This is a genomic window from Streptomyces sp. NPDC005811 (assembly GCF_040630405.1).
Lineage (GTDB): Bacteria > Actinomycetota > Actinomycetes > Streptomycetales > Streptomycetaceae > Streptomyces.
The window spans coordinates 87233-107245 of the sequence record NZ_JBEXXK010000012.1 but is presented as its reverse complement, the minus strand read 5'-3'; the positions used below and the strand labels follow the sequence as shown (position 1 = coordinate 107245).

17 protein-coding genes are annotated in these 20013 nt (G+C 71.1%); 4 read left to right on the top strand and 13 right to left on the bottom strand.

The genetic code is table 11. The features are described from left to right. Positions 1 to 9: 9 nt before the first annotated feature. Positions 10 to 510: an NUDIX hydrolase gene (locus ABZ490_RS15230; protein WP_358989378.1), complete on the bottom strand. Its 501-nt coding sequence runs from the start codon at positions 508 to 510 to the stop codon at positions 10 to 12. A gap of 127 nt (positions 511 to 637) precedes the next feature. Next, a complete protein-coding gene (locus tag ABZ490_RS15225) occupies positions 638 to 1717 on the bottom strand; it encodes an ADP-ribosylglycohydrolase family protein (protein ID WP_358989376.1) in 1080 nt (359 codons plus the stop codon). A gap of 216 nt (positions 1718 to 1933) precedes the next feature. Between ABZ490_RS15225 and ABZ490_RS15220 the strand changes: the two genes are divergently transcribed. Beyond that, positions 1934 to 3052 carry a glycerate kinase gene (locus tag ABZ490_RS15220; protein WP_358989558.1) on the top strand — a complete coding sequence of 373 codons (1119 nt, stop codon included), beginning with the start codon at positions 1934 to 1936 and terminating at the stop codon, positions 3050 to 3052. Positions 3053 to 3140: 88 nt separating this feature from the next. Here the strand turns inward: ABZ490_RS15220 and pssA are convergent, their stop codons facing one another. The 9 genes from pssA to ABZ490_RS15175 form a co-directional block, all read right to left on the bottom strand. Beyond that, positions 3141 to 3995, bottom strand: a complete 855-nt coding sequence (gene pssA, locus ABZ490_RS15215; RefSeq protein ID WP_358989375.1) for a CDP-diacylglycerol--serine O-phosphatidyltransferase — start codon at positions 3993 to 3995, stop codon at positions 3141 to 3143. Beyond that, positions 3982 to 4638, bottom strand: a complete 657-nt coding sequence (locus ABZ490_RS15210) for a phosphatidylserine decarboxylase (RefSeq protein ID WP_358989373.1) — start codon at positions 4636 to 4638, stop codon at positions 3982 to 3984. The genes pssA and ABZ490_RS15210 overlap by 14 nt, the downstream gene beginning before the upstream one ends. Positions 4639 to 4809: 171 nt before the next feature. Further along, positions 4810 to 6015 carry an acyl-CoA dehydrogenase family protein gene (locus ABZ490_RS15205; RefSeq protein WP_358989371.1) on the bottom strand — a complete coding sequence of 402 codons (1206 nt, stop codon included), beginning with the start codon at positions 6013 to 6015 and terminating at the stop codon, positions 4810 to 4812. Further along, a complete protein-coding gene (locus ABZ490_RS15200; RefSeq protein WP_358989369.1) occupies positions 6015 to 6527 on the bottom strand; it encodes a MaoC family dehydratase in 513 nt (170 codons plus the stop codon). The genes ABZ490_RS15205 and ABZ490_RS15200 overlap by 1 nt, the downstream gene beginning before the upstream one ends. A gap of 2 nt (positions 6528 to 6529) precedes the next feature. After that, positions 6530 to 7489, bottom strand: a complete 960-nt coding sequence (locus ABZ490_RS15195) for a CoA ester lyase (protein ID WP_358989367.1) — start codon at positions 7487 to 7489, stop codon at positions 6530 to 6532. Continuing rightward, positions 7486 to 9534 carry a protein meaA gene (locus ABZ490_RS15190; protein WP_358989365.1) on the bottom strand — a complete coding sequence of 683 codons (2049 nt, stop codon included), beginning with the start codon at positions 9532 to 9534 and terminating at the stop codon, positions 7486 to 7488. Before ABZ490_RS15190 ends, ABZ490_RS15195 begins: the two co-directional genes overlap by 4 nt. A gap of 17 nt (positions 9535 to 9551) precedes the next feature. Next, a complete protein-coding gene (gene ccrA, locus ABZ490_RS15185; RefSeq protein WP_358989363.1) occupies positions 9552 to 10895 on the bottom strand; it encodes a crotonyl-CoA carboxylase/reductase in 1344 nt (447 codons plus the stop codon). Between the two features lie 369 nt (positions 10896 to 11264). Next, on the bottom strand, positions 11265 to 12080 hold the full coding sequence (locus ABZ490_RS15180) for a TetR family transcriptional regulator (RefSeq protein WP_358989361.1): 816 nt from the start codon (positions 12078 to 12080) through the stop codon (positions 11265 to 11267). Between the two features lie 160 nt (positions 12081 to 12240). After that, positions 12241 to 14046 (bottom strand): 3-hydroxyacyl-CoA dehydrogenase family protein, encoded by a 1806-nt coding sequence (locus tag ABZ490_RS15175; protein WP_358989359.1) that lies wholly within the window; start codon positions 14044 to 14046, stop codon positions 12241 to 12243. Positions 14047 to 14433: 387 nt separating this feature from the next. Between ABZ490_RS15175 and ABZ490_RS15170 the strand changes: the two genes are divergently transcribed. Together ABZ490_RS15170 and ABZ490_RS15165 are read left to right on the top strand one after the other, a co-directional pair. After that, positions 14434 to 15009 carry an adenylosuccinate lyase gene (locus tag ABZ490_RS15170; RefSeq protein WP_358989357.1) on the top strand — a complete coding sequence of 192 codons (576 nt, stop codon included), beginning with the start codon at positions 14434 to 14436 and terminating at the stop codon, positions 15007 to 15009. A gap of 163 nt (positions 15010 to 15172) precedes the next feature. Further along, a complete protein-coding gene (locus tag ABZ490_RS15165; protein ID WP_358989355.1) occupies positions 15173 to 16321 on the top strand; it encodes a tryptophan dimethylallyltransferase family protein in 1149 nt (382 codons plus the stop codon). A 181-nt stretch (positions 16322 to 16502) separates the two neighbouring features. Here the strand turns inward: ABZ490_RS15165 and ABZ490_RS15160 are convergent, their stop codons facing one another. Both ABZ490_RS15160 and ABZ490_RS15155 read right to left on the bottom strand, forming a co-directional pair. Next, complete coding sequence (locus tag ABZ490_RS15160) at positions 16503 to 18092, bottom strand: alpha/beta hydrolase (RefSeq protein WP_358989354.1); 1590 nt, start codon at positions 18090 to 18092, stop codon at positions 16503 to 16505. Positions 18093 to 18238: 146 nt separating this feature from the next. Beyond that, on the bottom strand, positions 18239 to 19291 hold the full coding sequence (locus tag ABZ490_RS15155; protein WP_358989352.1) for an Rv2578c family radical SAM protein: 1053 nt from the start codon (positions 19289 to 19291) through the stop codon (positions 18239 to 18241). Between the two features lie 220 nt (positions 19292 to 19511). On the opposite strand from ABZ490_RS15155, the gene ABZ490_RS15150 reads away from it, so the two are divergent. Continuing rightward, positions 19512 to 19955, top strand: a complete 444-nt coding sequence (locus ABZ490_RS15150) for an SRPBCC family protein (protein WP_358989350.1) — start codon at positions 19512 to 19514, stop codon at positions 19953 to 19955. Positions 19956 to 20013 lie beyond the last annotated feature (58 nt).

Genomic DNA, 20013 nt, shown 5'->3' with positions numbered 1-20013 from the left:
GGCCGCGGGTCAGTCCACCGGGTGGCCGTTCTCCAGCTCGACCGGTCCCGAGCCGTCCGTCAGGGCGTCGAGGGCGGCCAGGACGCGGCGGCCGAGGGAGCCCAGCAGACGGCCGGTGATCTCCTCGCGCGGGACCAGCCGCCAGGACAGCAGTTCCTCCTCCTGGAGCCGGATCGCCTTGAGGTCGTCCTCGTCGAGGATCCCGCCGTCGTAGAGGTACGCCACCAGCGGCGGCCGGCCCGGGCCCACCGACCAGTCCACCGCGAGCAGCCGCCCGAGGGGACGGTCGAGGCCGATCTCCTCCAGCGTCTCGCGGCGCGCGCCCTGCCGCGGGGTCTCGTCCTGGTCGGACTCCACGGTGCCGCCCGGCAGCGCCCAGCCGTCCCGGTAGTTGGGCTCGACGAGCAGCACCCGCCCCTGTACGTCCCGGAAGAGGACGGCGGCGCCGGCCAGGACGCGGGGCAGGGAGGCGATGTACGCGGCGAAGTCGGAGGCGCTGGAGGCAGTCATCCCCGCAGGGTATCCAGCCCCGTCGCCCGGCCCCGCCGTCCACGAGCGCACGCGCCCTCCCAGGGCACCCCGGTGCGCTCGCACACCCCCGCGCACGCCCCCTGCGCCCCTGTCCTCGTCCCTCCCCTCACGTCTCCACCAGCCGCACCGTCCGCTCCGCCAGCTCGCTGATGCGGGCCCCGTCGAAGCCGAACACCGCGCTGTGCACGGTGTCCTCCAGCGGGTCCGTCCACTGGGCCGGGATCGCCCGTGCCCCGGTCAGGACGCCGGCCACCGAGCCCGCCGTGGCGCCGTTGGAGTCGGTGTCCAGACCGCCGCGGACGGTGAGGGCGAGGGTGCGGGTGAAGTCGCCGTCGCCGTAGAGCAGCCCGGCGGTGAGGACGGCGGCGTTCGGGACGGTGTGGATCCAGCCCAGGCCGGACGTCTCGGCGCCGACCGTGGCGAGGGTGTCCTCCCAGCCCAGGCCCGTGTCGTGGAGGGCGGTGACCCGGCGTACGGTCCGCGCGAGACGGCTGCTCGCCGGGATGACGGCCATCGCCTCCTCGAGCGCGCCGCGCACCGTCGGCGCGGTGAACGCCGCCGCGATCAGCGCCGCCGACCACATCGCGCCGTAGACCCCGTTCCCGGTGTGCGAGAGCACCGCGTCCCGGCGGGCGAGCGAGGCGGCGCGCCGCGGGGCGCCGGGGCTCGTCCAGCCGTAGACGTCGGCGCGGATGAGGGCGCCGATCCACTCCTGGTACGGATTGTCGTACGTCGCCGTCAGCGGCGGCCGGATGCCGCCCGCGAGGTTGCGGTAGGCGGCGCGTTCCGCGGTGAACGTCTGCAGGTACGGCAGCCGCAGCAGCCACAGGTCGCCGACCTGCTCGGTGGTGAAGGCGAAGCCGTGGGTCTCCAGCAGGTCGAGGCCGAGGATCGCGTAGTCGACGTCGTCGTCGCGGCAGCTGCCGTGGACCCGGCCGCGGACACAGCTGCGCCACTCGGGCCGCAGCCGCCCGCGGTCCTCCTCGGTGGCGGGCTCGGGCAGATAGTCGGTGAGGGGGAGCGCGTCGGCGCGGCGCAGATAGCCGTCGATGCGCTCGCGGGTCCACACCTCGCCCTGTTCGACCGGCTTGCCGAGCATGTTGCCGGCGATCCGGCCCAGCCAGCCGCCGAGCACGCGGTCGGCGAGGGCGGGCCCGGTGGTCCGGGAAGTCCCCAAGGGGGTCATGGCTCCGGTCTACCCGATTCCGGGCGCTCTCGCGCGGTTTTCGGCCGCCTCCACAGGCGGCCCTCAGGCTGTCCCAGGGTGCGGGCAACGCATGACGGCGGGGGCTTCCTCCGGTTAAGGTCGCAGCGGCGCGACTGGCCCTGACGTGCGCGGGGCCCGGAGAGCAAGGGGATGGAAACGGTGGCGGACGCTGCAACGCAGGGCACCCGACCGCGGGTGCTCGTGGCCGCGGACAAGTTCAAGGGATCGCTGACGGCCGTACAGGTCGCCGAGCGGGTGACGGCCGGGCTGCGCCGGGCCGTGCCGGACGTCGAGGTGGAGGCCCTGCCGGTCGCCGACGGCGGCGACGGCACGGTCGACGCGGCGGTCGCGGCCGGATTCGAACGCCGGGAGGTACGGGTCGCCGGTCCGCTCGGGCGCGAGGTCACCGCCGCGTTCGCGCTGCGCGGCGACACCGCCGTGGTGGAGATGGCGGAGGCGAGCGGTCTGCAACGGCTGCCCGCCGGTGTCTTCGCCCCGCTGACGGCCTCGACGTACGGTTCCGGAGAGCTGCTGCGGGCCGCGCTGGACGCGGGTGTCCGGACGATCGTGTTCGGGGTCGGCGGCAGCGCGACCACGGACGGCGGCGCGGGCATGCTGTCGGCGCTCGGGGCCCGGTTCCTGGACGCGGACGGCGAGCCGGTGGCGCCCGGCGGCGGTGGACTCGCGGACCTGGACCGCGCCGATCTGTCCGGTCTCGACCCGCGGCTGTCGTCCGTGGAACTGGTCCTCGCCAGCGATGTCGACAACCCGCTGACCGGCCCGAAGGGCGCCCCGGCGGTGTACGGGCCGCAGAAGGGCGCCTCCCCGGACGACGTGGAGGCGCTGGACGAGGCGCTCGCGCACTACGCGAAGGTGCTGGAGGCGGCCGTGGGCCGGCGGGCCGCGGAGTACGCGTCCGCGCCGGGCGCCGGGGCCGCGGGCGGCATCGGCTACGGCGCCCTGCTGCTGGGGGCCCGGTTCCGGGCCGGCATCGAGGTGATGCTGGACGTGCTGGGCTTCGCGCCGGCCCTGGAGCGGGCGGAGCTGGTGATCACCGGCGAGGGCTCGCTGGACCAGCAGACCCTGCACGGCAAGGCCCCCGCCGGGGTCGCGGCCGCCGCCCGTGCCGCCGGCAAGGAGGTCGTCGCGGTCTGCGGCCGGCTGGCCCTGCCGCCGGAGGCCCTCGGCCGGGCCGGGATCCGCCGGGCGTACCCGCTGACCGGGATCGAGCCGGACGTGGCGGCCTGCATCTCCGACGCCGGCCCGATCCTGGAACGGGTCGCGGAGCAGATCGGCCGTGACTTCCTGACCTGACGGCGTCGCCGTGACGGCGCGGCGGACGGACCACCAGCACGAAGGGCCCCGGACCGAACTGGTCCGGGGCCCTTCGTCACCTGTACCGCTACGGCAGCTGGGCCGCGCGGGCCTCGCGTCGGTTGTCGCGGAAGTTGTTCACCCGGCGGGCCGTGGCGAACAGCGGGATCACCGCGCCCATGACGAGCTGCAGCGCGCAGCCGGTCTGCAGGAGCAGCTGGCCGCTCGGGGCGTCGAACGCCCAGGCCGCCAGCAGCCCCATCGACAGCACGATCCAGACGAGCACCGCGCCGGCCAGGCGGCCCCGCGGCTTGGGGTACTCGACCCGGCTCACCATCAGCCAGGCGGTGCCCAGGATGGCCAGCAGCGTCGCCACGAAGGGCAGCTCGAGCAGCACGATCGAGACGACGGTCAGCGCGCCGAACGGCGAGGGCATGCCCTGGAACATGCCGTTCGGCGGTGTCACGCACGAGAATCTCGCCAGCCGCAGCACCACGGCCAGCAGGACGACGATCGCGCCGAGCGCCGCCACCCGCTGGTGGGCGTCGTCGGCGACCATGCCGTAGACCAGGACGAAGTACGCCGGGGCCAGACCGAAGCTGATCAGGTCGGAGAGGTTGTCCAGCTCCGCGCCCATCGGCGAGCTGCGCAGCTTGCGCGCGACCAGTCCGTCGAACAGGTCGAAGACGGCGGCGCAGAGCATCAGGATGACGGCGGTGGCCGCGCTGTGGCGGGCCATGCCGGTCTCCTGGTCCCCGGTGAGGTGCGGGATCAGGATGCCGGTGGTGGTGAAGTACACCGCCATGAAGCCGCACGTGGCGTTGCCGAGGGTGAGGGTGTCCGCTATCGACAGACGCAGCGAGAGGGGCATCTCCTCGTCGTCGTCCGCGTCGTCGGCCTCGGGCACCCAGCCCGCCTGGGTCTCAGGGTCAATCACGGTCAATGCGAGTCACCCCCGCCACGGTCTTCTGCCCGACCTCGACCGCGATCTCCACGCCCTCGGGCAGGTAGATGTCGACGCGGGAGCCGAAGCGGATGAGGCCGATCCGGTCGCCCTGCTCGACCTTCGTGCCCTCGGGGAGGTAGGGGACGATACGGCGGGCGACGGCACCGGCGATCTGGATCATCTCGATGTCACCGAGTTCGGTGTCGAAGTGCCAGACGACGCGCTCGTTGTTCTCGCTCTCCTTGTTGAACGCCGGAACGAACCCGCCGGGGATGTGCTCCACGGACGTGACCGTGCCGGAGAGCGGCGCGCGGTTGACGTGGACGTTGAGCGGGCTCATGAAGATCGCGACCCGGGTCCGTCCGTCCTTCCACGGCATGATGCTCTGCACCACTCCGTCGGCGGGGGAGATGACCCGGCCCGGCGCGATCTCGCGCTCGGGGTCGCGGAAGAACCACAGCATGCCCGCCGCGAGAGCGGTGGCGGGGACGGCGACGGCCTTGGCGACGCCCGAGCGGCGGGCGCGGACCAGGCTGACGGCTGCGGTGGCGACGGTCGGCAGAAGCCACGGCGATGCTCCGCGCGCGAGGCGTGCGCCTACCAGGCGGTCGCGGTGTGCAGAGGTTTGGCTGTGGGGCATGGATGACCTTCGTAGCGGACGATGCCGCGCTTCGACAGGGGGACGGCGGCTTTCCGGCGATCGTAGCGGTTCGGGGGCGCAACTGGGTAAGCCAGGAAGCCGAGTCGACGGCCGGGGGAAGTTGACGGGGTGTGATCTTCTTCTCGAAGAAAACACCCCCAACCCGGACATCTAGCCCTGGAACCGATACTCTTCGAGCAGTCGGCGCCCGATGATCATTTTCTGGATTTCGGCGGTACCTTCACCGATCAGCAGCATCGGGGCCTCCCGGTAGAGGCGCTCGATCTCGTACTCCTTGGAGAAGCCGTAGCCGCCGTGGATCCGGAAGGCGTCCTCCACGACCTCCTTGCAGTACTCGGAGGCGAGGTACTTCGCCATACCGGCCTCAAGGTCGTTTCGTTCACCGGAATCCTTTTTGCGTGCCGCGTTCACCATCATGGCATGCGCGGCCTCGACCTTGGTAGCCATCTCGGCGAGCTTGAACTGGATCGCCTGGTGCTGGGCGATCGCCTTGCCGAACGTGTGCCGCTGCTGGGCGTACTGGACGCCCAGCTCGAAGGCACGCTGAGCGACGCCGCAGCCACGCGCCGCCACATTGACGCGTCCCACCTCGACGCCGTCCATCATTTGGTAAAAACCTCGGCCGGTGACCCCGCCGAGCACCCGATCGGCGGGAAGCCGCAGGCCGTCCATGATCAGCTCGGTGGTGTCGACGCCCTTGTAGCCCATCTTCTCGATCTTGCCGGGGATCGTGAGGCCGGGGCGGACCTCCCCGAAGCCGGGCTCCTTCTCGATCAGGAAGGTGGTCATCGACTTGTGGGGGGCCGTCCCCTCGGGGTGTCCTTCGTCACTTCTGACCAGGACGGCCACCAGCGAGGACGTCCCGCCGTTCGTCAGCCACATCTTCTGGCCGTTGAGGACGTACTCCTCGCCGTCCTTCACCGCCTTCGAGGTGATCGCCGACACGTCCGAGCCGAGGCCCGGCTCCGACATCGAGAACGCGCCCCGGATGTCGCCGGCCGCCATCCGCGGCAGGAAGTGGTCCTTCTGCTCCTGCGTGCCGTGCTGCTTGAGCATGTACGCCACGATGAAGTGCGTGTTGATGATCCCGGAGACCGACATCCAGCCCCGGGCGATCTCCTCCACGCACAGCGCGTAGGTGAGGAGCGACTCGCCCAGGCCCCCGTACTCCTCGGGGATCATGAGGCCGAACAGGCCGAGTTCCCGGAGACCGTCGACGATCTGCTGGGGGTACTCGTCGCGGTGCTCCAGCTCGGTGGCGACCGGGATGATCTCCTTGTCCACGAAGTCGCGGACGGTGGAGAGGATCTCCTGCTGGACGTCGGTCAGACCGGCGGTCTGGGCGAGACGGGCCATTACTTCTCCTGCTGCTTCGGCTCCGGGCGGCCGGGCTGCTCGCCGCCGCGCTCCTTGATGTACGTCTCGGTGGGCACCATCACCTTGCGGCGGAACACGCACACGAGCGTGCCGTCCTGCTTGTAGCCCTTGGTCTCGACGTGGACGATCCCGCGGTCGTTCTTCGACTTCGAGGGCCACTTGTCCAGCACGGTCGTCTCGCCGTAGATCGTGTCGCCGTGGAAGGTCGGCGCCACGTGCTTCAGCGACTCGATCTCCAGGTTGGCGATCGCCTTGCCGGACACGTCCGGCACGGACATGCCGAGCAGCAGGGAGTAGATGTAGTTCCCCACCACCACGTTCTTGCCGAAGTCCGTGGTGTTCTCGGCGTAGTTGACGTCCATGTGGAGCGGGTGGTGGTTCATGGTGAGGAGACAGAACAGATGGTCGTCGTACTCGGTGACCGTCTTGCCCGGCCAGTGCTTGTACGTCGCCCCGACCTCGAACTCCTCGTAGGTGCGTCCGAACTGCATCGTCACGCCTCCGGGATCTCGAACGCCGACGTGCGCTTCATGCCGGCCGCGCGGCCCTTGCCCGAGACGACCAGCGCCATCTTGCGGCTGGCCTCGTCGATCATCTCGTCGCCGAGCATCGCCGAGCCCTTCTTGCCGCCCGCCTCGGACGTGTAGTAGTCGTACGCGTCCAGGATCAGCTCGGCGTGGTCGTAGTCCTCCTGCGAGGGCGAGAAGATCTCGTTGGACGCCTCGACCTGGCCCGGGTGCAGCACCCACTTGCCGTCGAAGCCGAGCGCGGCGGCGCGCTGCGCGACCTCGCGGTAGCCGTCGACGTTGCGGATCTGGAGGTAGGGGCCGTCGATCGCCTGGAGGTCGTTGGCGCGGGCGGCCATCAGGATCTTCATCAGGATGTAGTGGTAGGCGTCCGCCGGGTAGCCGGGCGGCTGCTCGCCCACGACCAGCGACTTCATGTTGATCGACGCCATGAAGTCGGCCGGGCCGAAGATGATCGTCTCGATGCGCGGGGAGGCCTGCGCGATCTCGTTGACGTTGTTCAGGCCCTGGGCGTTCTCGATCTGAGCCTCGATGCCGATCCGGCCGACCTCGAAGCCCATGGTCTTCTCGATCTGCGTCAGCAGCAGGTCCAGGGCGACGACCTGCTGGGCGTTCTGCACCTTCGGCAGCATGATGCAGTCGAGGTTCGGGCCGGCGCCCTCGACGACCGTCACGACGTCACGGTACGTCCACTCGGTCGTCCAGTCGTTGACGCGCACGACCCGGGTCTTGCCGGTCCAGTCGCCCTCGTTGAGGAACTTGACGATGGTGTGCCGCGCCTCGGGCTTGGCGAGCGGGGCGCACGCGTCCTCCAGGTCGAGGAAGACCTGGTCCGCCGCCAGGCCCTGCGCCTTCTCCAGGAAGCGGGGGTTGCTGCCCGGGACCGCGAGACACGAGCGGCGCGGACGCAGACGGTTGACGGTCATGCGGGGACCTCCAGGGGGTCGAGCTTGTTCGCTTTGCGGATCTCGTCGACGATGCGGCCGATGATTCCGGTGATGTCGAAGTCCTTCGGGGTGAAGACGGCGGCCACTCCGGCGGCCCTCAGCTGCTCGGCGTCACCATTCGGGATGATGCCACCGGCGATCACCGGTATGTCTGTGGCACCGGCCACACGGAGCCGATCCAGGACGTCCGGCACCAGCTGCGCGTGCGAGCCGGACAGGATCGACAGGCCCACCGCGTGCACGTCCTCGGCGAGGGCCGCGTCCACGATCTGCTCCGGGGTGAGCCGGATGCCCTGGTAGACCACCTCGAAGCCGGCGTCGCGGGCGCGCACGGCGATCTGCTCGGCGCCGTTGGAGTGCCCGTCCAGGCCCGGCTTGCCGACCAGGAAGCGCAGCTTGCCCGTGCCGAGGTCCTTCGCGGTCGTCTCCACCCGGCGGCGGACCTCCGACATGGCCGAGCCCTCCTCGGCGGGGACCGCCACCGGCGCCGAGGAGACCCCGGTCGGCGCCCGGAACTCACCGAACACCTCGCGCAGGGCCCCGGCCCACTCACCGGTCGTGACCCCGGCGCGGGCGCACTCCAGGGTGGCCTCCATGAGGTTGCCGGTGCCCTTGGCGGCCTCCTTCAGCCGCTCCAGCGCCTTGCAGGGCCGCGGGTGGTTGAAGGGCGGCTGGTAGCGGGTGTCCCGCCACGTCCGCAGCGACGAGATGACACGAGCCTCGACAGCCGGATCGACCGTCTGGATGGCTGTATCGAGATCGGCCGTCAAGGGATTCGGCTCGGTGGTGTTGAAGATGTTGACGCCGACGATCTTCTCTTGACCGGACTCAATACGAGCGCGGCGCTCGGCGTGCGAGGAGACCAGCTGCGACTTCAGGTAGCCGGACTCCACCGCGGCCATCGCGCCGCCCATCTCCTGGATCCGCCCGATCTCCGCGAGGGACTCCTCGACGAGCCCCGCGACCTTCGCCTCGACGACGTGCGAGCCCTCGAAGAGGTCCTCGTACTCCAGCAGATCGCTCTCGTGGGCGAGGACCTGCTGGATCCGCAGCGACCACTGCTGGTCCCAGGGCCGGGGCAGGCCCAGCGCCTCGTTCCAGGCCGGCAGCTGAACGGCACGCGCGCGGGCGTCCTTCGACAGCGTCACGGCCAGCATCTCCAGCACGATCCGCTGGACGTTGTTCTCCGGCTGCGCCTCGGTCAGCCCGAGCGAGTTGACCTGGACGCCGTACCGGAAGCGGCGCTGCTTGGGGTTCTCGATGCCGTACCGCTCCCGCGTGACCTGGTCCCAGATCCGCCCGAACGCCCGCATCTTGCACATCTCCTCGACGAAGCGGACGCCCGCGTTCACGAAGAAGGAGATCCGGGCCACGACGTCGCCGAACTTCTCGGCGGGGACCTGTCCCGAGTCGCGCACGGCGTCGAGCACCGCGATCGCGGTGGACATCGCGTACGCGATCTCCTGAACCGGCGTGGCGCCCGCCTCCTGCAGGTGGTAGCTGCAGATGTTGATCGGGTTCCACTTCGGGAGGTGGGAGACCGTGTACGCGATCATGTCCGTCGTCAGCCGGAGCGACGGCCCCGGCGGGAACACGTGCGTGCCCCGGGACAGGTACTCCTTGACGATGTCGTTCTGGGTCGTGCCCTGGAGCTTGGTGATGTCCGCACCCTGCTCCTCGGCGACGACCTGGTAGAGCGCCAGCAGCCACATGGCGGTGGCGTTGATCGTCATCGAGGTGTTCATCTGCTCCAGGGGGATGTCCTGGAACAGCCGGCGCATGTCACCGAGATGGGCCACCGGCACGCCGACCCGGCCGACCTCGCCGCGGGCGAGGACGTGGTCGGAGTCGTAGCCGGTCTGGGTCGGCAGGTCGAACGCCACCGACAGGCCGGTCTGGCCCTTGGCGAGGTTGCGCCGGTACAGCTCGTTGGACGCCTCGGCGGTGGAGTGGCCGGCGTACGTGCGCATGAGCCACGGCCGGTCCTTCTCCCGCGCGCCTTCGGCGGGCTGACGCTCAGTCATCTATGACCCCGGGTGTCTCAGATGTTGCGGAAGCGGTTGATGGCGTCGAGGTGCTGCGCGCGCATCTCCTCGTCGCGCACGCCGAGGCCTTCCTCGGGGGCGAGGCACAGGACGCCGACCTTGCCCTGGTGGAGGTTGCGGTGCACGTCGTACGCGGCCTGCCCGGTCTCCTCCAGGGAGTAGGTCTTCGACAGGGTCGGGTGGATCTTGCCCTTCGCGATGAGCCGGTTGGCCTCCCAGGCCTCGCGGTAGTTGGCGAAGTGCGAGCCGATGATCCGCTTCAGGGACATCCACAGGTAGCGGTTGTCGTACTCGTGCATGTAGCCCGAGGTCGAGGCGCAGGTGGTGATGGTGCCGCCCTTGCGGGTGACGAAGACGGAGGCGCCGAAGGTCTCGCGGCCCGGGTGCTCGAAGACGATGTCGATGTCCTCGCCGCCGGTGAGGTCACGGATGCGCTTGCCGAAGCGCTTCCACTCGCGCGGGTCCTGCTCCTGCTCGTTCTTCCAGAACTTGTAGCCCTCGGCGTTGCGGTCGATGATCGCCTCGGCGCCCATGGCCTTGCAGATGTCGGCCTTCTGCGGCGAGGACACGACACAGATGGGGTTGGCGCCGCCCGCGAGCGCGAACTGGGTGGCGTACGAGCCGAGGCCGCCGCTCGCGCCCCAGATCAGGACGTTGTCGCCCTGCTTCATGCCGGCGCCGTTGCGGGAGACCAGCTGCCGGTAGGCGGTGGAGTTGACCAGACCGGGGGCGGCGGCCTCCTCCCAGCTGAGGTGGCCCGGCTTGGGCATCAGCTGGTTGGACTTGACCAGGGCGATCTCGGCGAGGCCGCCGAAGTTGGTCTCGAAGCCCCAGATGCGCTGCTCCGGGTCGAGCATCGTGTCGTTGTGGCCGTCGGACGACTCCAGCTCGACGGACAGACAGTGCGCGACGACCTCGTCGCCCGGCTTCCAGGCGTTGACGCCGGGGCCGGTGCGCAGCACGACGCCCGCGAGGTCGGAGCCGATGATGTGGTACGGCAGGTCGTGCCGCTTGGTCAGCTCGCTGAGCCGGCCGTAGCGCTCCAGGAAGCCGAACGTGGACAGCGGCTCGAAGATCGAGGTCCACACGGAGTTGTAGTTGACCGAGGAGGCCATGACGGCCACCAGGGCCTCGCCCGGGCCGAGCTCGGGCAGGGGAACCTCGTCGAGGTGGATCGACTTGCGCGGGTCCTTGTCGCGGGTCTCGAGCCCGGCGAACATCTCGGTCTCGTCCTTGTGGACGGTGATCGCGCGGTACGACTCGGGAAGCGGCAGGGCGGCGAAGTCGGCCGGCATCGCGTCCGGCGACTGGATCGCGTCCAGGATGTCCTGAGTGGTCACGGTGTTGCCTCCGGCGGTGAGCGCCCTGAGGGAGGGGCGCTGAGGGTTGGTTCGGTGCTGTTCGGCGGCGCTTTGTGGCGCGGGAGGTTGCCTGTGACGCAGGCGTCCGGGCGCGCAGGCCATGAGCTGCGGGGACAGCCGGCGTACGAAAGGTCTCTGCTCGCCGGCCGCCCGGACACCTTCAACGTATGACACCGCGTGTCACCTCGCAAGGCACTGAGTGCCAGAACTTCCCCTCAGATGAAATCTTTACGTAACAAATGAGCGATGATCGATCGAACGGGGTCTGAAATCCGTCCGAAAAGCTGCCCTGACATGCCAAAACGGCCACCCGGGCGGGTGGCCGTCATCACAGGGCTAAGGGGCGGGTCAGCGCTCCTTGAGGGCCTGCTCGATGGTGCGCATGACCTCGTCGAGCGGGGCGTCGGTCCGGGCGACCGTGACCAGCACCTCGCCCTGCGCGGAGACCGCCGCGGGGGCCGGCCTGGCCGGCGCGCCGCCGCTGCGTCCCGCGCCGATGCCGGTGCCGAAGGTCCGCCGGACGATCGCGAAGGCGTGGTCGAGCTGGGTCTCGACGTCCCCCTGGCCGCCCGCCCTCAGCCAGCGCCGCAGGACGTGGTTGTGCGCGGTGACCACGGCGGAGGCGGCGACCTCGGCCAGCAACGGGTCGTCGTTGGCGTCGTCGTCGTGCGCGTGCTCGTCGAAGTGGCCGAGGAGGTAGCGGGTGAACAGCCGCTCGTAGCGGGCCACCGAGGCGATCTCCGCCTCCCGCAGGGTGGGCACCTCACGGGTCAGTTTGTAGCGGGCGACCGAGATCTCCGGCCGCGCCGCGTACATCTTCATGACCTCCTTGATGCCGCGGCACACGGTGTCGAGGGGGTGCTCGTGGGCCGGGGCCGCGTTGAGGACGGCCTCGGCGCGGATCAGGGTGTCGTCGTGGTCGGGGAAGATCGCCTCTTCCTTGGAGCGGAAGTGGCGGAAGAAGGTGCGGCGGGCGACGCCGGCCGCGGCCGCGATCTCGTCGACGGTGGTCGCCTCGTACCCCTTCGTGGCGAACAGCTCCATGGCCGCGGCCGCCAGTTCGCGGCGCATCCTGAGCCGCTGGGCGGCCGCGCGGCTGCCCGCGGCACTCTCCGAAACGTCGGGCGTGGCTGGTGTACGTGGGGACCTGGCGGGCTGGGACATGCCCCGAACGTACTGCATGTGCGCAGCTCTCTGCGCAGGTCCGGGGTTTCCCCCGCCCCGGGGGAGCGGGGGAGAACCGGGCCCGGCGGGCACCAGGGGCCCGCCGGGGTCGAGCAGTCCGCCCCAGTCCCGGTCGCCTTCGAGCCGGTCGCCGGCGCCGTCAGCGGCGGGCATATTCGCGGAAACCCCGGCCCGTCTTGCGGCCGAGGCAGCCCGCGGCCACCAGGTGCTCGAGCAGCGGGGCCGGGGCGAGGCCCGGGTCGCGGAACTCCCGGTGCAGGACCTTCTCGATCGCGAGGGAGACGTCCAGCCCGACGACGTCCAGCAGTTCGAAGGGACCCATCGGGTAACCGCCGCCGAGCTTCATGGCGGCGTCGATGTCGTCAAGAGATGCATAGTGCTCCTGCACCATCTTGATCGCGTTGTTGAGGTAAGGGAACAGCAGGGCGTTCACGATGAATCCCGCACGGTCCCCGCAGTCGACGGCATGCTTCCTGATCCGTCCACACACCTCGTGCACCGTCGAGTGGACGTCCTCGGCCGTCAACACGGTACGGACGACCTCGACCAGCTTCATGGCCGGCGCCGGGTTGAAGAAGTGCATCCCGATGACGTCCTGCGGGCGCGAGGTGGCCCGGGCGCAGGCGACGACCGGCAGCGAGGAGGTGGTGGTGGCCAGCACGGCGCCCGGCTTGCACACCTTGTCGAAGGTCGCGAACAGCTGCCGCTTGATCTCCAGGTCCTCGGCGACCGCCTCGACGGCCAGGTCGACGTCGGCGAACGCGTCGTAGGAGCCGGCCGGGGTGATCCGCTCCAGGGTCTGCGCGGCGGCCTCGGCGGTCATCCGGCCCTTGTCGACCGAGCGCGCCAGGTTCTTGCCGATCCGGGCCTTCGCCGTCTGCGCCTTCTCCTCGCTGCGGGCGGCCAGGACGACGTCGTAGCCCGCCTTGGCGAACACCTCGGCGATCCCGGAGGCCATCGTGCCGGAACCGGCCACACCGACGCTGCGGACCTCGCGGCCGGGGACGCCGGAGGCGCCGGCGGCGGGCGTCAGCGCGTCCGGGACGACCGTGGCGCTGCCCGGCGCCTCGTAGGTGTAGAAGCCGCGGCCCGCCTTACGGCCCGTCAGTCCGGCCTCGCTGAGCTGCTTGAGGATCGGGGCGGGCGCGTGCAGCCGGTCGCGGGACTCGGCGTACATCGCCTCCAGGACCGTACGGGCCGTGTCGACGCCGATCAGGTCGAGCAGCGCCAGCGGGCCCATCGGCAGCCCGCAGCCGAGCCGCATCGCGGCGTCGATGTCCTCACGGGAGGCGTAGCGCGCCTCGTACATGGCGGCGGCCTGGTTGAGGTAGCCGAACAGCAGCCCGTCCGCGACGAATCCGGGGCGGTCGCCGACCGCGACCGGCTCCTTGCCGAGGTCCAGGGCGAGGTTGGTGACGGCGGAGACGGCGGCCGGCGCGGTCAGCACCGAGGAGACCACCTCGACCAGCTTCATCGCGGGCGCGGGGTTGAAGAAGTGCAGACCGAGCACGCGCTCCGGACGGGCCGACTCGGCGGCGAGCCGGGTCACGGACAGGGCGTTGGTGCCGGTGGCGAGGATCGTCTCCGGGCGGACGATCCCGTCCAGCTCGCGGAAGATCTGCTGCTTGATCTCGTACGACTCCGGAGCCACCTCGATCACCAGGTCGGCGTCGGCCGCCGCGCGCAGGTCGGTGGCGGTGCGGATCCGGGCCAGGGCGTCCGTGCGCTCCTGCTCGGTGAACCGGCCGCGCTGCACGGCACGGGCGGTGGAGGACTCCAGCACGGCGAGCGAACGGGCCGTGCGCTCCTCGCTGATGTCGATGCCGATCACCTCGCGGCCGGCCTTGGCCAGGACCTCGGCGATGCCGGTGCCCATCGTGCCGAGGCCGACGACGGCGATCGTCCGGAGCGGGGACAGAGAGGTGTCGGAGAGGGGAGTGGCCATCGCGGGACTCCAGAAGAAGAGGGTGACGACTGGGAACGCCCCCGGGTACGCCGGGAGAACCTCTGCGAGGCCTGGGCGCACCGGGTGCGGAAAAGGGATGCGGGTGGTGCCGGGCTACGAGCGCACACGCCCGGGGCCGGTCGCCGGGGGCGCGCACAACGCCCTGCGGACGAACGGGAGATCCGACCGGCCCTGTCCCGTGGCCGGGTCGTACAGCGGTACGTGGTACCGAACCGACTTCTTCGCGGAGGCTGCGTCACCAGGCCGCCGCGAGGAGGATGCGAGTGGGTGACTCGCTCCTCTGAGCTTAACCGGCGGGTAACGAGCGCGCCAGCCCCCGAAATGTGAGCTGAGTCGCTGACCCGCCCACCCCCTAGGCTCGGCGTCATGGACGAAGAGTTGCGGGCGCTCACGGAGCGCTTACGGCAGGAGTCGGGCGGCACGGCGGCGTTCGAGCGGCTGGCGGTGGACGCCGGCCCCGACGAACTGGCGGCGGTGCTCACCGAACCGGGGCGGCCGCTGTGGGCCCGGGAGCTCGCCGCCTTCCGGCTGGGCCTCTGCGGGGACCGGCGCGCCTTCGAGGCGCTCGTCCTGCTGCTCAACCACCGCGACCCACCGCGCTGTGCCGGGGCCGCCCACGCACTGGCCCGGCTCGGCGACCCCCGGACCGCCCGAGCGGCGGCGGCCCTCGCCACCAATGAACTGCGGGTCGCCTACGCCCTGCACCCGGTGCGCCTCCTGGTGGAGCTGCGGGCCCCGGAGTCGGTGCCCGCGTTGATCACCACCCTCCGCCGGAGACTGACGCCCCACGACCCCTACCGGCGTGTGGCCCTCGCCTGTGTGGAGGGTCTCGGCGCGCTCGGCGACGCCCGCGCCCGGCCGGTACTGAGCGACGCCCTCGCCCATCCGGCGCTCGCGGAGGCGGCCGTGCACGCACTGGCGCGGATCCCCCGGCAGCGCTGACTTACCGTCAACAGCGTTTTATCGCCAATTAGTTCGAGATTTGAATACCCGTTCGAGGGGAAGATCGCCTTCCGCCGAAATCCGGCTCGGTGTGCCCGCAGGGCTGCTGCCGAACTGACCGCGGACAAGGCCGGACCAGTCCGGCTACGGAGGGTGAGAGACAGTGACCAGTGCGCAACTCCCGGACGAGATGGACGAGATATCCGACCTGGCCCTACGTCAAGACCCGGTAAAAACGTTCGGCCGGTTCCTGGAGGAGAAGTGGACGGCGGTCTGCCGGGGACTGGAGATAGACCCGTGGCAGACCGAGACCGTCCTCGGGGACCTCAGGGAGGTGCTCCACCCCTGGGGTGAGCGGCCCGTCGGCACGCGCTGCGAACCGCCCTCGTTCGTCTCGGCCGACGGCTTCCCCGCCGAACTCTCCGTCAGCTGGAAGGCCGGCCGGCCCGAGGTCCGCATCCTGTTCGAGTCGCTCGGCTCCGACGGCACCCCGCTCGGCTGCCAGGAGGCCGGCCGGGAACTGACGCGCCGGCTCGCCGGGAGCCCGGGGACGGACATCGCGCGGTACCTGAGCATCGAGGACCTGTTCCTCACGTCGGACCCCGAGCGCTACCGGGCCACCCTCTGGCACTCCCTGGCCTGGAGACCGGGACGGCGGCCCCACTACAAGGTCTACCTCAACCCGCAGGTGAACGGCCTGGACCGGGCGTACGAGGTGATGGCCGAGGCCATGCACCGGCTGGGCCTGGCCGACGCCTGGCGGCCGGTGGCCGAGCGCGGCAGGGAACTCGCCAAGCAGGGGCACGAACTGGAGCTCATGGCCCTCGACCTGGACGCCGGGAACACCTCCCGCGTCAAGGTCTACTACCGGCACCTTCCGATGGAGATGGAGGAACTGGACACGGTGGCGGCCCTGGCGCACCGTTACGAGCCCGAGCGGGCGGCCCGGGCGCGGTCCGTCATCTACGGGCGGGACAGCGGCACCGTGAGCAACGAACCCATGACCTGCCTGGCGTTCCGGGAGGGCACGCCCGGTCCCGAGGAGGCCAATCTCTATCTGCGGCTGCCGGACAACACCCACGACGACGTGGAGGCGGCCGCGCGCGTCGCCCGGCTCATGGACCTGGAGGGCGTCGACCCCCGTCCGCTCGACGGGATCCTGCGGGAGCTGGGGGCCGGCGGGCCCGGGGTCACGGGCATGCTCCAGGAACTGTGCAGCTACCGGACGCTCTCACCGCGGACGCCCGCGGACATCGGCCTGTACCTGCGCTTCGGCACGTACGCCGGGCATCAGGCCGGCATCCCGGCCTGACCCCGGAGCGACCCGTCCGAGTGAGGTGACGGCCCTTCAGGGCCCCTCCGGGACCGGCGCAACGGCTCCGTGCGGTCAACGGCGACCACGCGGAGCCCTCGCGGAACCCTTCTCGCAGCGAGGGCCCTCCGGCCCCGCTCAGCGCTCTTCGGCCCCCGCTCGGCCCCCGCTCGGCCCTCGTTCAGCCGCGGAAGCCCAGCAGCCCGTGCAGGACCGACCCGTGCGCAGCCGGTGAGGCGACCTTGCCGGTCAACGGCTTGGGGTCGGGCTGGGCCCGGCACGTCGCGTCCACCGAGCCGATGCCGCGCGGGACCGTGCCGTCGGTCAGATAGGCCGCCAGGTGCCGGTCGAGGCAGCTGTTCCCGCTCAGCGTGATGCCGTGGTTCCCGCCGCCCTGTTCGACCACGAGGCTGGACCCGCGCAGCAGGGCGTGGACGAGGGCACCGCCCTCGTACGGGGTGGCCGCGTCGTCCGTCGCCTGGAACAGCAGGACGGGCGGCAGGGCGCCGTTGACGATGTTCACCGGGCCCCGCGACCGGGTCGGCCAGAACGCGCACGGCGCGTTGTACCAGGCGTTGTTCCAGGCCATGAACGGCGCCTTGCGGTAGGTCTCCCAGTTGTCCGAGCGCCACTCCTCCCAGTCGTGCGGCCAGTGGGCGTCCCGGCACTGCACCGCGGCGTAGACGCTGTAGCCGTTGTCCCCGGAGGCGTCCACGGCGGCGAAGTTCTCGTACGCCTGCACCAGCGGGTCGGCCTTCTTGTCGTTGACGTACGCCGCGAACGCCTTGGCGAGGTGCGGCCAGTAGCCGTTGTAGTAGCCGCCCGGCAGGAAGGTGTCCTCCAGCTCCGCGGCGCCCACCTTGCCGCCGGCGGGCCTGCGGGCGAGCGCCGCCCGCATCGCGTACCACTTCGCCTCGACCTCGTCCGGATCGCTGCCCAGCCGGTAGGTGGCGTCGTACCGGGCGATCCACGCCATCAGCGCGCGGTGCCGGTCGTTGAACGCCAGGTCCTGGGTGAGGTTGTCGTCGTACCAGACGCCGGTGGGGTCGACGATCGAGTCGAGGACCAGGCGCCGCACCCGCTGCGGGTACAGCTTGGCGTAGACCGCGCCGAGGTAGGTGCCGTACGAGTAGCCGAAGTAGTTCAGCCTCGGCGCGCCGGTGGCGGCGCGGATCGCGTCCATGTCGCGCACGGTGCTGATCGTGTCGATGTACGGCAGCACGCGCGCGTACTTCCTGCCGCACGCCTCGGCGAAGGACCGCGCCCGCTCCAGGTTGGCCCGCTCCACCGCCTCGCCGTCCGGTACGGAGTCCGGGCGCACGGGCGCGAAGTGGCCGGGGGCGCAGTCGAGCGCGGGCGTGCTCTTCCCCACCCCGCGCGGGTCGAAGCCGATGACGTCGTACTGGGCCGCGACCGCCTTCGGCAGGGCGGAGGCGACGAAACCGGCGAGGGACAGACCGCGTCCACCGGGCCCGCCGGGGTTGACCAGCAGCGGCCCCTGGTACGTCTTCGCGGTGTGCGGGACCCGGGAGAGCGCCAGGGTGATCCGCTCCCCGTCCGGGTGGTCGTGGTCGAGCGGCACCTTCAGGGACGCGCACTGGAGCGTCGGCTGGTCGGCGGTGGCGCACTTCTTCCAGGTGATCCGCGTCGCCGGGGCGGCGGACGCGGGTGCCGGGGACGCGGGTGCCGGGGACGCCCCGGCCGGTACGGCCGTGACGGTCCCGGCCAGGACGACGGCGGTGGCGCACAGCACGGCTGCGCGAGTGTTCAAGAAGTCCTCCCAGGACGGAGGGGGGCCTCAAAGCGGCCGGGCCGCGTGGCTCACGGCCCTCGCGGCATCGTCCCGGAAAGATCGTCCGGAGATACGTATCGCCGGGCGATTTGACCCGTTCGGGCGCGCGATGCGCTCGGACGCGCTCAGATCAGGGTGAGCTGGGTCGGGGCGGACTCCTCCTCGGCCGGCGCGTGCTCCTCCTGCTCCGGCGGCCGGATCCGGCGCGGCATCCCCGCGGGCGCGGGCCCGATGCCGTACTCCTGGGCCAGTTCGTGCACCTGACGGGTGATCCGGCGCTGGTACCACGTGGGGGCGTACGCGCCGTCGGCGTACAACCGCTCGTAACGGCGCACCAGGTGCGGATGATGCTGCCCCAGCCAGGCCATGAACCACTCGCGCGCCCCGGGCCGCAGATGCAGCACGAGCGGGGTGACGGAGGTGGCCCCCGCCGCCGCGATCGCCCGCACGGTGGCCCGCAGCTGCGCCGGGTCGTCGGACAGGAACGGGATCACCGGCGCCATCAGCACCCCGACGCCCAGGCCGTGCTCGGTGAGGGTCCGTACGACGTCAAGCCGTCGCTCGGGGGCCGGGGTGCCCGGCTCCACGGTCCGCCACAGCTCGGTGTCGGTGAACCCGACCGAGACGGAGAGGCCGACGTCGGTCACCGCGGCGGACTGCTTCAGCAGCTCCAGGTCGCGCAGGATCAGCGTGCCCTTGGTCAGGATCGAGTAGGGGTTCGCGTGGTCGCGCAGGGCGGCCAGGATGCCCGGCATCAGCCGGTAGCGGCCCTCCGCGCGCTGGTAGCAGTCGACGTTGGTGCCCATCGCCACGTGCTCCCCGTGCCAGCGCGGCGAGGCCAGCTGGCGGCGCAGCACCTCGGGCGCGTTCACCTTGACGACTATCTGGGTGTCGAAGCCGATCCCGGTGTCCAGGTCCAGATAGCTGTGCGTCTTGCGGGCGAAGCAGTACACGCACGCGTGCGTGCAGCCCCGGTAGGGGTTCACCGTCCACTCGAACGGCATCCGGGAGGCCCCCGGCACCCGGTTGAGGACCGTGCGGGCCCGCACCTCGTGGAACGTGATGCCGGCGAACTCGGGCGTGTCGAACGTCCGGGTCGTGACCGCGTCCGCGCCGAACAGCGCGGGGTCGGCCGGACGGTCGTGGCGGGACTCCAGAGCGAGATTCTCCCAGCGCATGACGCCTCCTCCGTAGCACTGCCCTGCACCTGGACCCACAATAGAACATCTGTTCCCATGATCGTGCGAACGGGCGCCCGCCTCGGCGTTTCGCGCACCCCCTGATCGTTTACCCCACCCCGATTTGGGCGGCCGTGGAGCGGGGTGGTTGGCTTGCCCTTCCCGGGAAACCCCGAGCAACCCCGAGCAACCCTGAGCAACACGGACCTGGAGGAACTTCATGGCGCAGGTCGAGGCCACCACCGAGCGGGTCGTCGCGGCGGACCCCGACAAGGTGTTCGACACGCTGGCCGACTACAGCGGCACGCGCGCGAACCTGCTGCCCGCCCACTTCAGCGAGTACGAGGTGCGCGAGGGCGGCGACGGCGAGGGCACCCTCGTCCACTGGAGGCTCCAGGCCACCAGCAAGCGGGTCCGCGACTGCCTCCTGGAGGTCACCGAGCCCACCGACGGCGAACTGGTGGAGAAGGACCGCAACTCCTCCATGGTCACCGTCTGGCGCGTCACCCCGGCCGGCGAGGGCAAGGCCCGCGTGGTCGTCACCAGCACCTGGAAGGGCGCCGGCGGCATCGGCGGCTTCTTCGAGCGGACCTTCGCGCCCAAGGGCCTCGCCCGGATCTACGACGAGATCCTCGTCAAGCTCGCCACCGAGGTCGAGAAGTAGGCAACCCCCGGGCGACCGCCGCCCGTTGCCCCCCTCACCGGTTCGGGTGGAATCCGCC

Excerpts from the sequence above, each read along its gene's own strand:
- ABZ490_RS15230 (WP_358989378.1), bottom strand. The coding sequence starts at position 510 with ATGACTGCCTCCAGCGCCTCCGACTTCGCCGCGTACATCGCCTCCCTG.
- ABZ490_RS15150 (WP_358989350.1), top strand. The coding sequence starts at position 19,512 with ATGGCGCAGGTCGAGGCCACCACCGAGCGGGTCGTCGCGGCGGACCCC.
- ABZ490_RS15175 (WP_358989359.1), bottom strand. The coding sequence starts at position 14,046 with ATGGCCACTCCCCTCTCCGACACCTCTCTGTCCCCGCTCCGGACGATC.
- ABZ490_RS15205 (WP_358989371.1), bottom strand. The coding sequence starts at position 6,015 with ATGGCCCGTCTCGCCCAGACCGCCGGTCTGACCGACGTCCAGCAGGAG.
- ABZ490_RS15210 (WP_358989373.1), bottom strand. The coding sequence starts at position 4,638 with ATGCCCCACAGCCAAACCTCTGCACACCGCGACCGCCTGGTAGGCGCA.
- ABZ490_RS15225 (WP_358989376.1), bottom strand. The coding sequence starts at position 1,717 with ATGACCCCCTTGGGGACTTCCCGGACCACCGGGCCCGCCCTCGCCGAC.
- ABZ490_RS15195 (WP_358989367.1), bottom strand. The coding sequence starts at position 7,489 with ATGACCGTCAACCGTCTGCGTCCGCGCCGCTCGTGTCTCGCGGTCCCG.
- ABZ490_RS15170 (WP_358989357.1), top strand. The coding sequence starts at position 14,434 with ATGGACGAAGAGTTGCGGGCGCTCACGGAGCGCTTACGGCAGGAGTCG.
- ABZ490_RS15190 (WP_358989365.1), bottom strand. The coding sequence starts at position 9,534 with ATGACTGAGCGTCAGCCCGCCGAAGGCGCGCGGGAGAAGGACCGGCCG.
- ABZ490_RS15155 (WP_358989352.1), bottom strand. The coding sequence starts at position 19,291 with ATGCGCTGGGAGAATCTCGCTCTGGAGTCCCGCCACGACCGTCCGGCC.
- ABZ490_RS15180 (WP_358989361.1), bottom strand. The coding sequence starts at position 12,080 with ATGTCCCAGCCCGCCAGGTCCCCACGTACACCAGCCACGCCCGACGTT.
- ABZ490_RS15200 (WP_358989369.1), bottom strand. The coding sequence starts at position 6,527 with ATGCAGTTCGGACGCACCTACGAGGAGTTCGAGGTCGGGGCGACGTAC.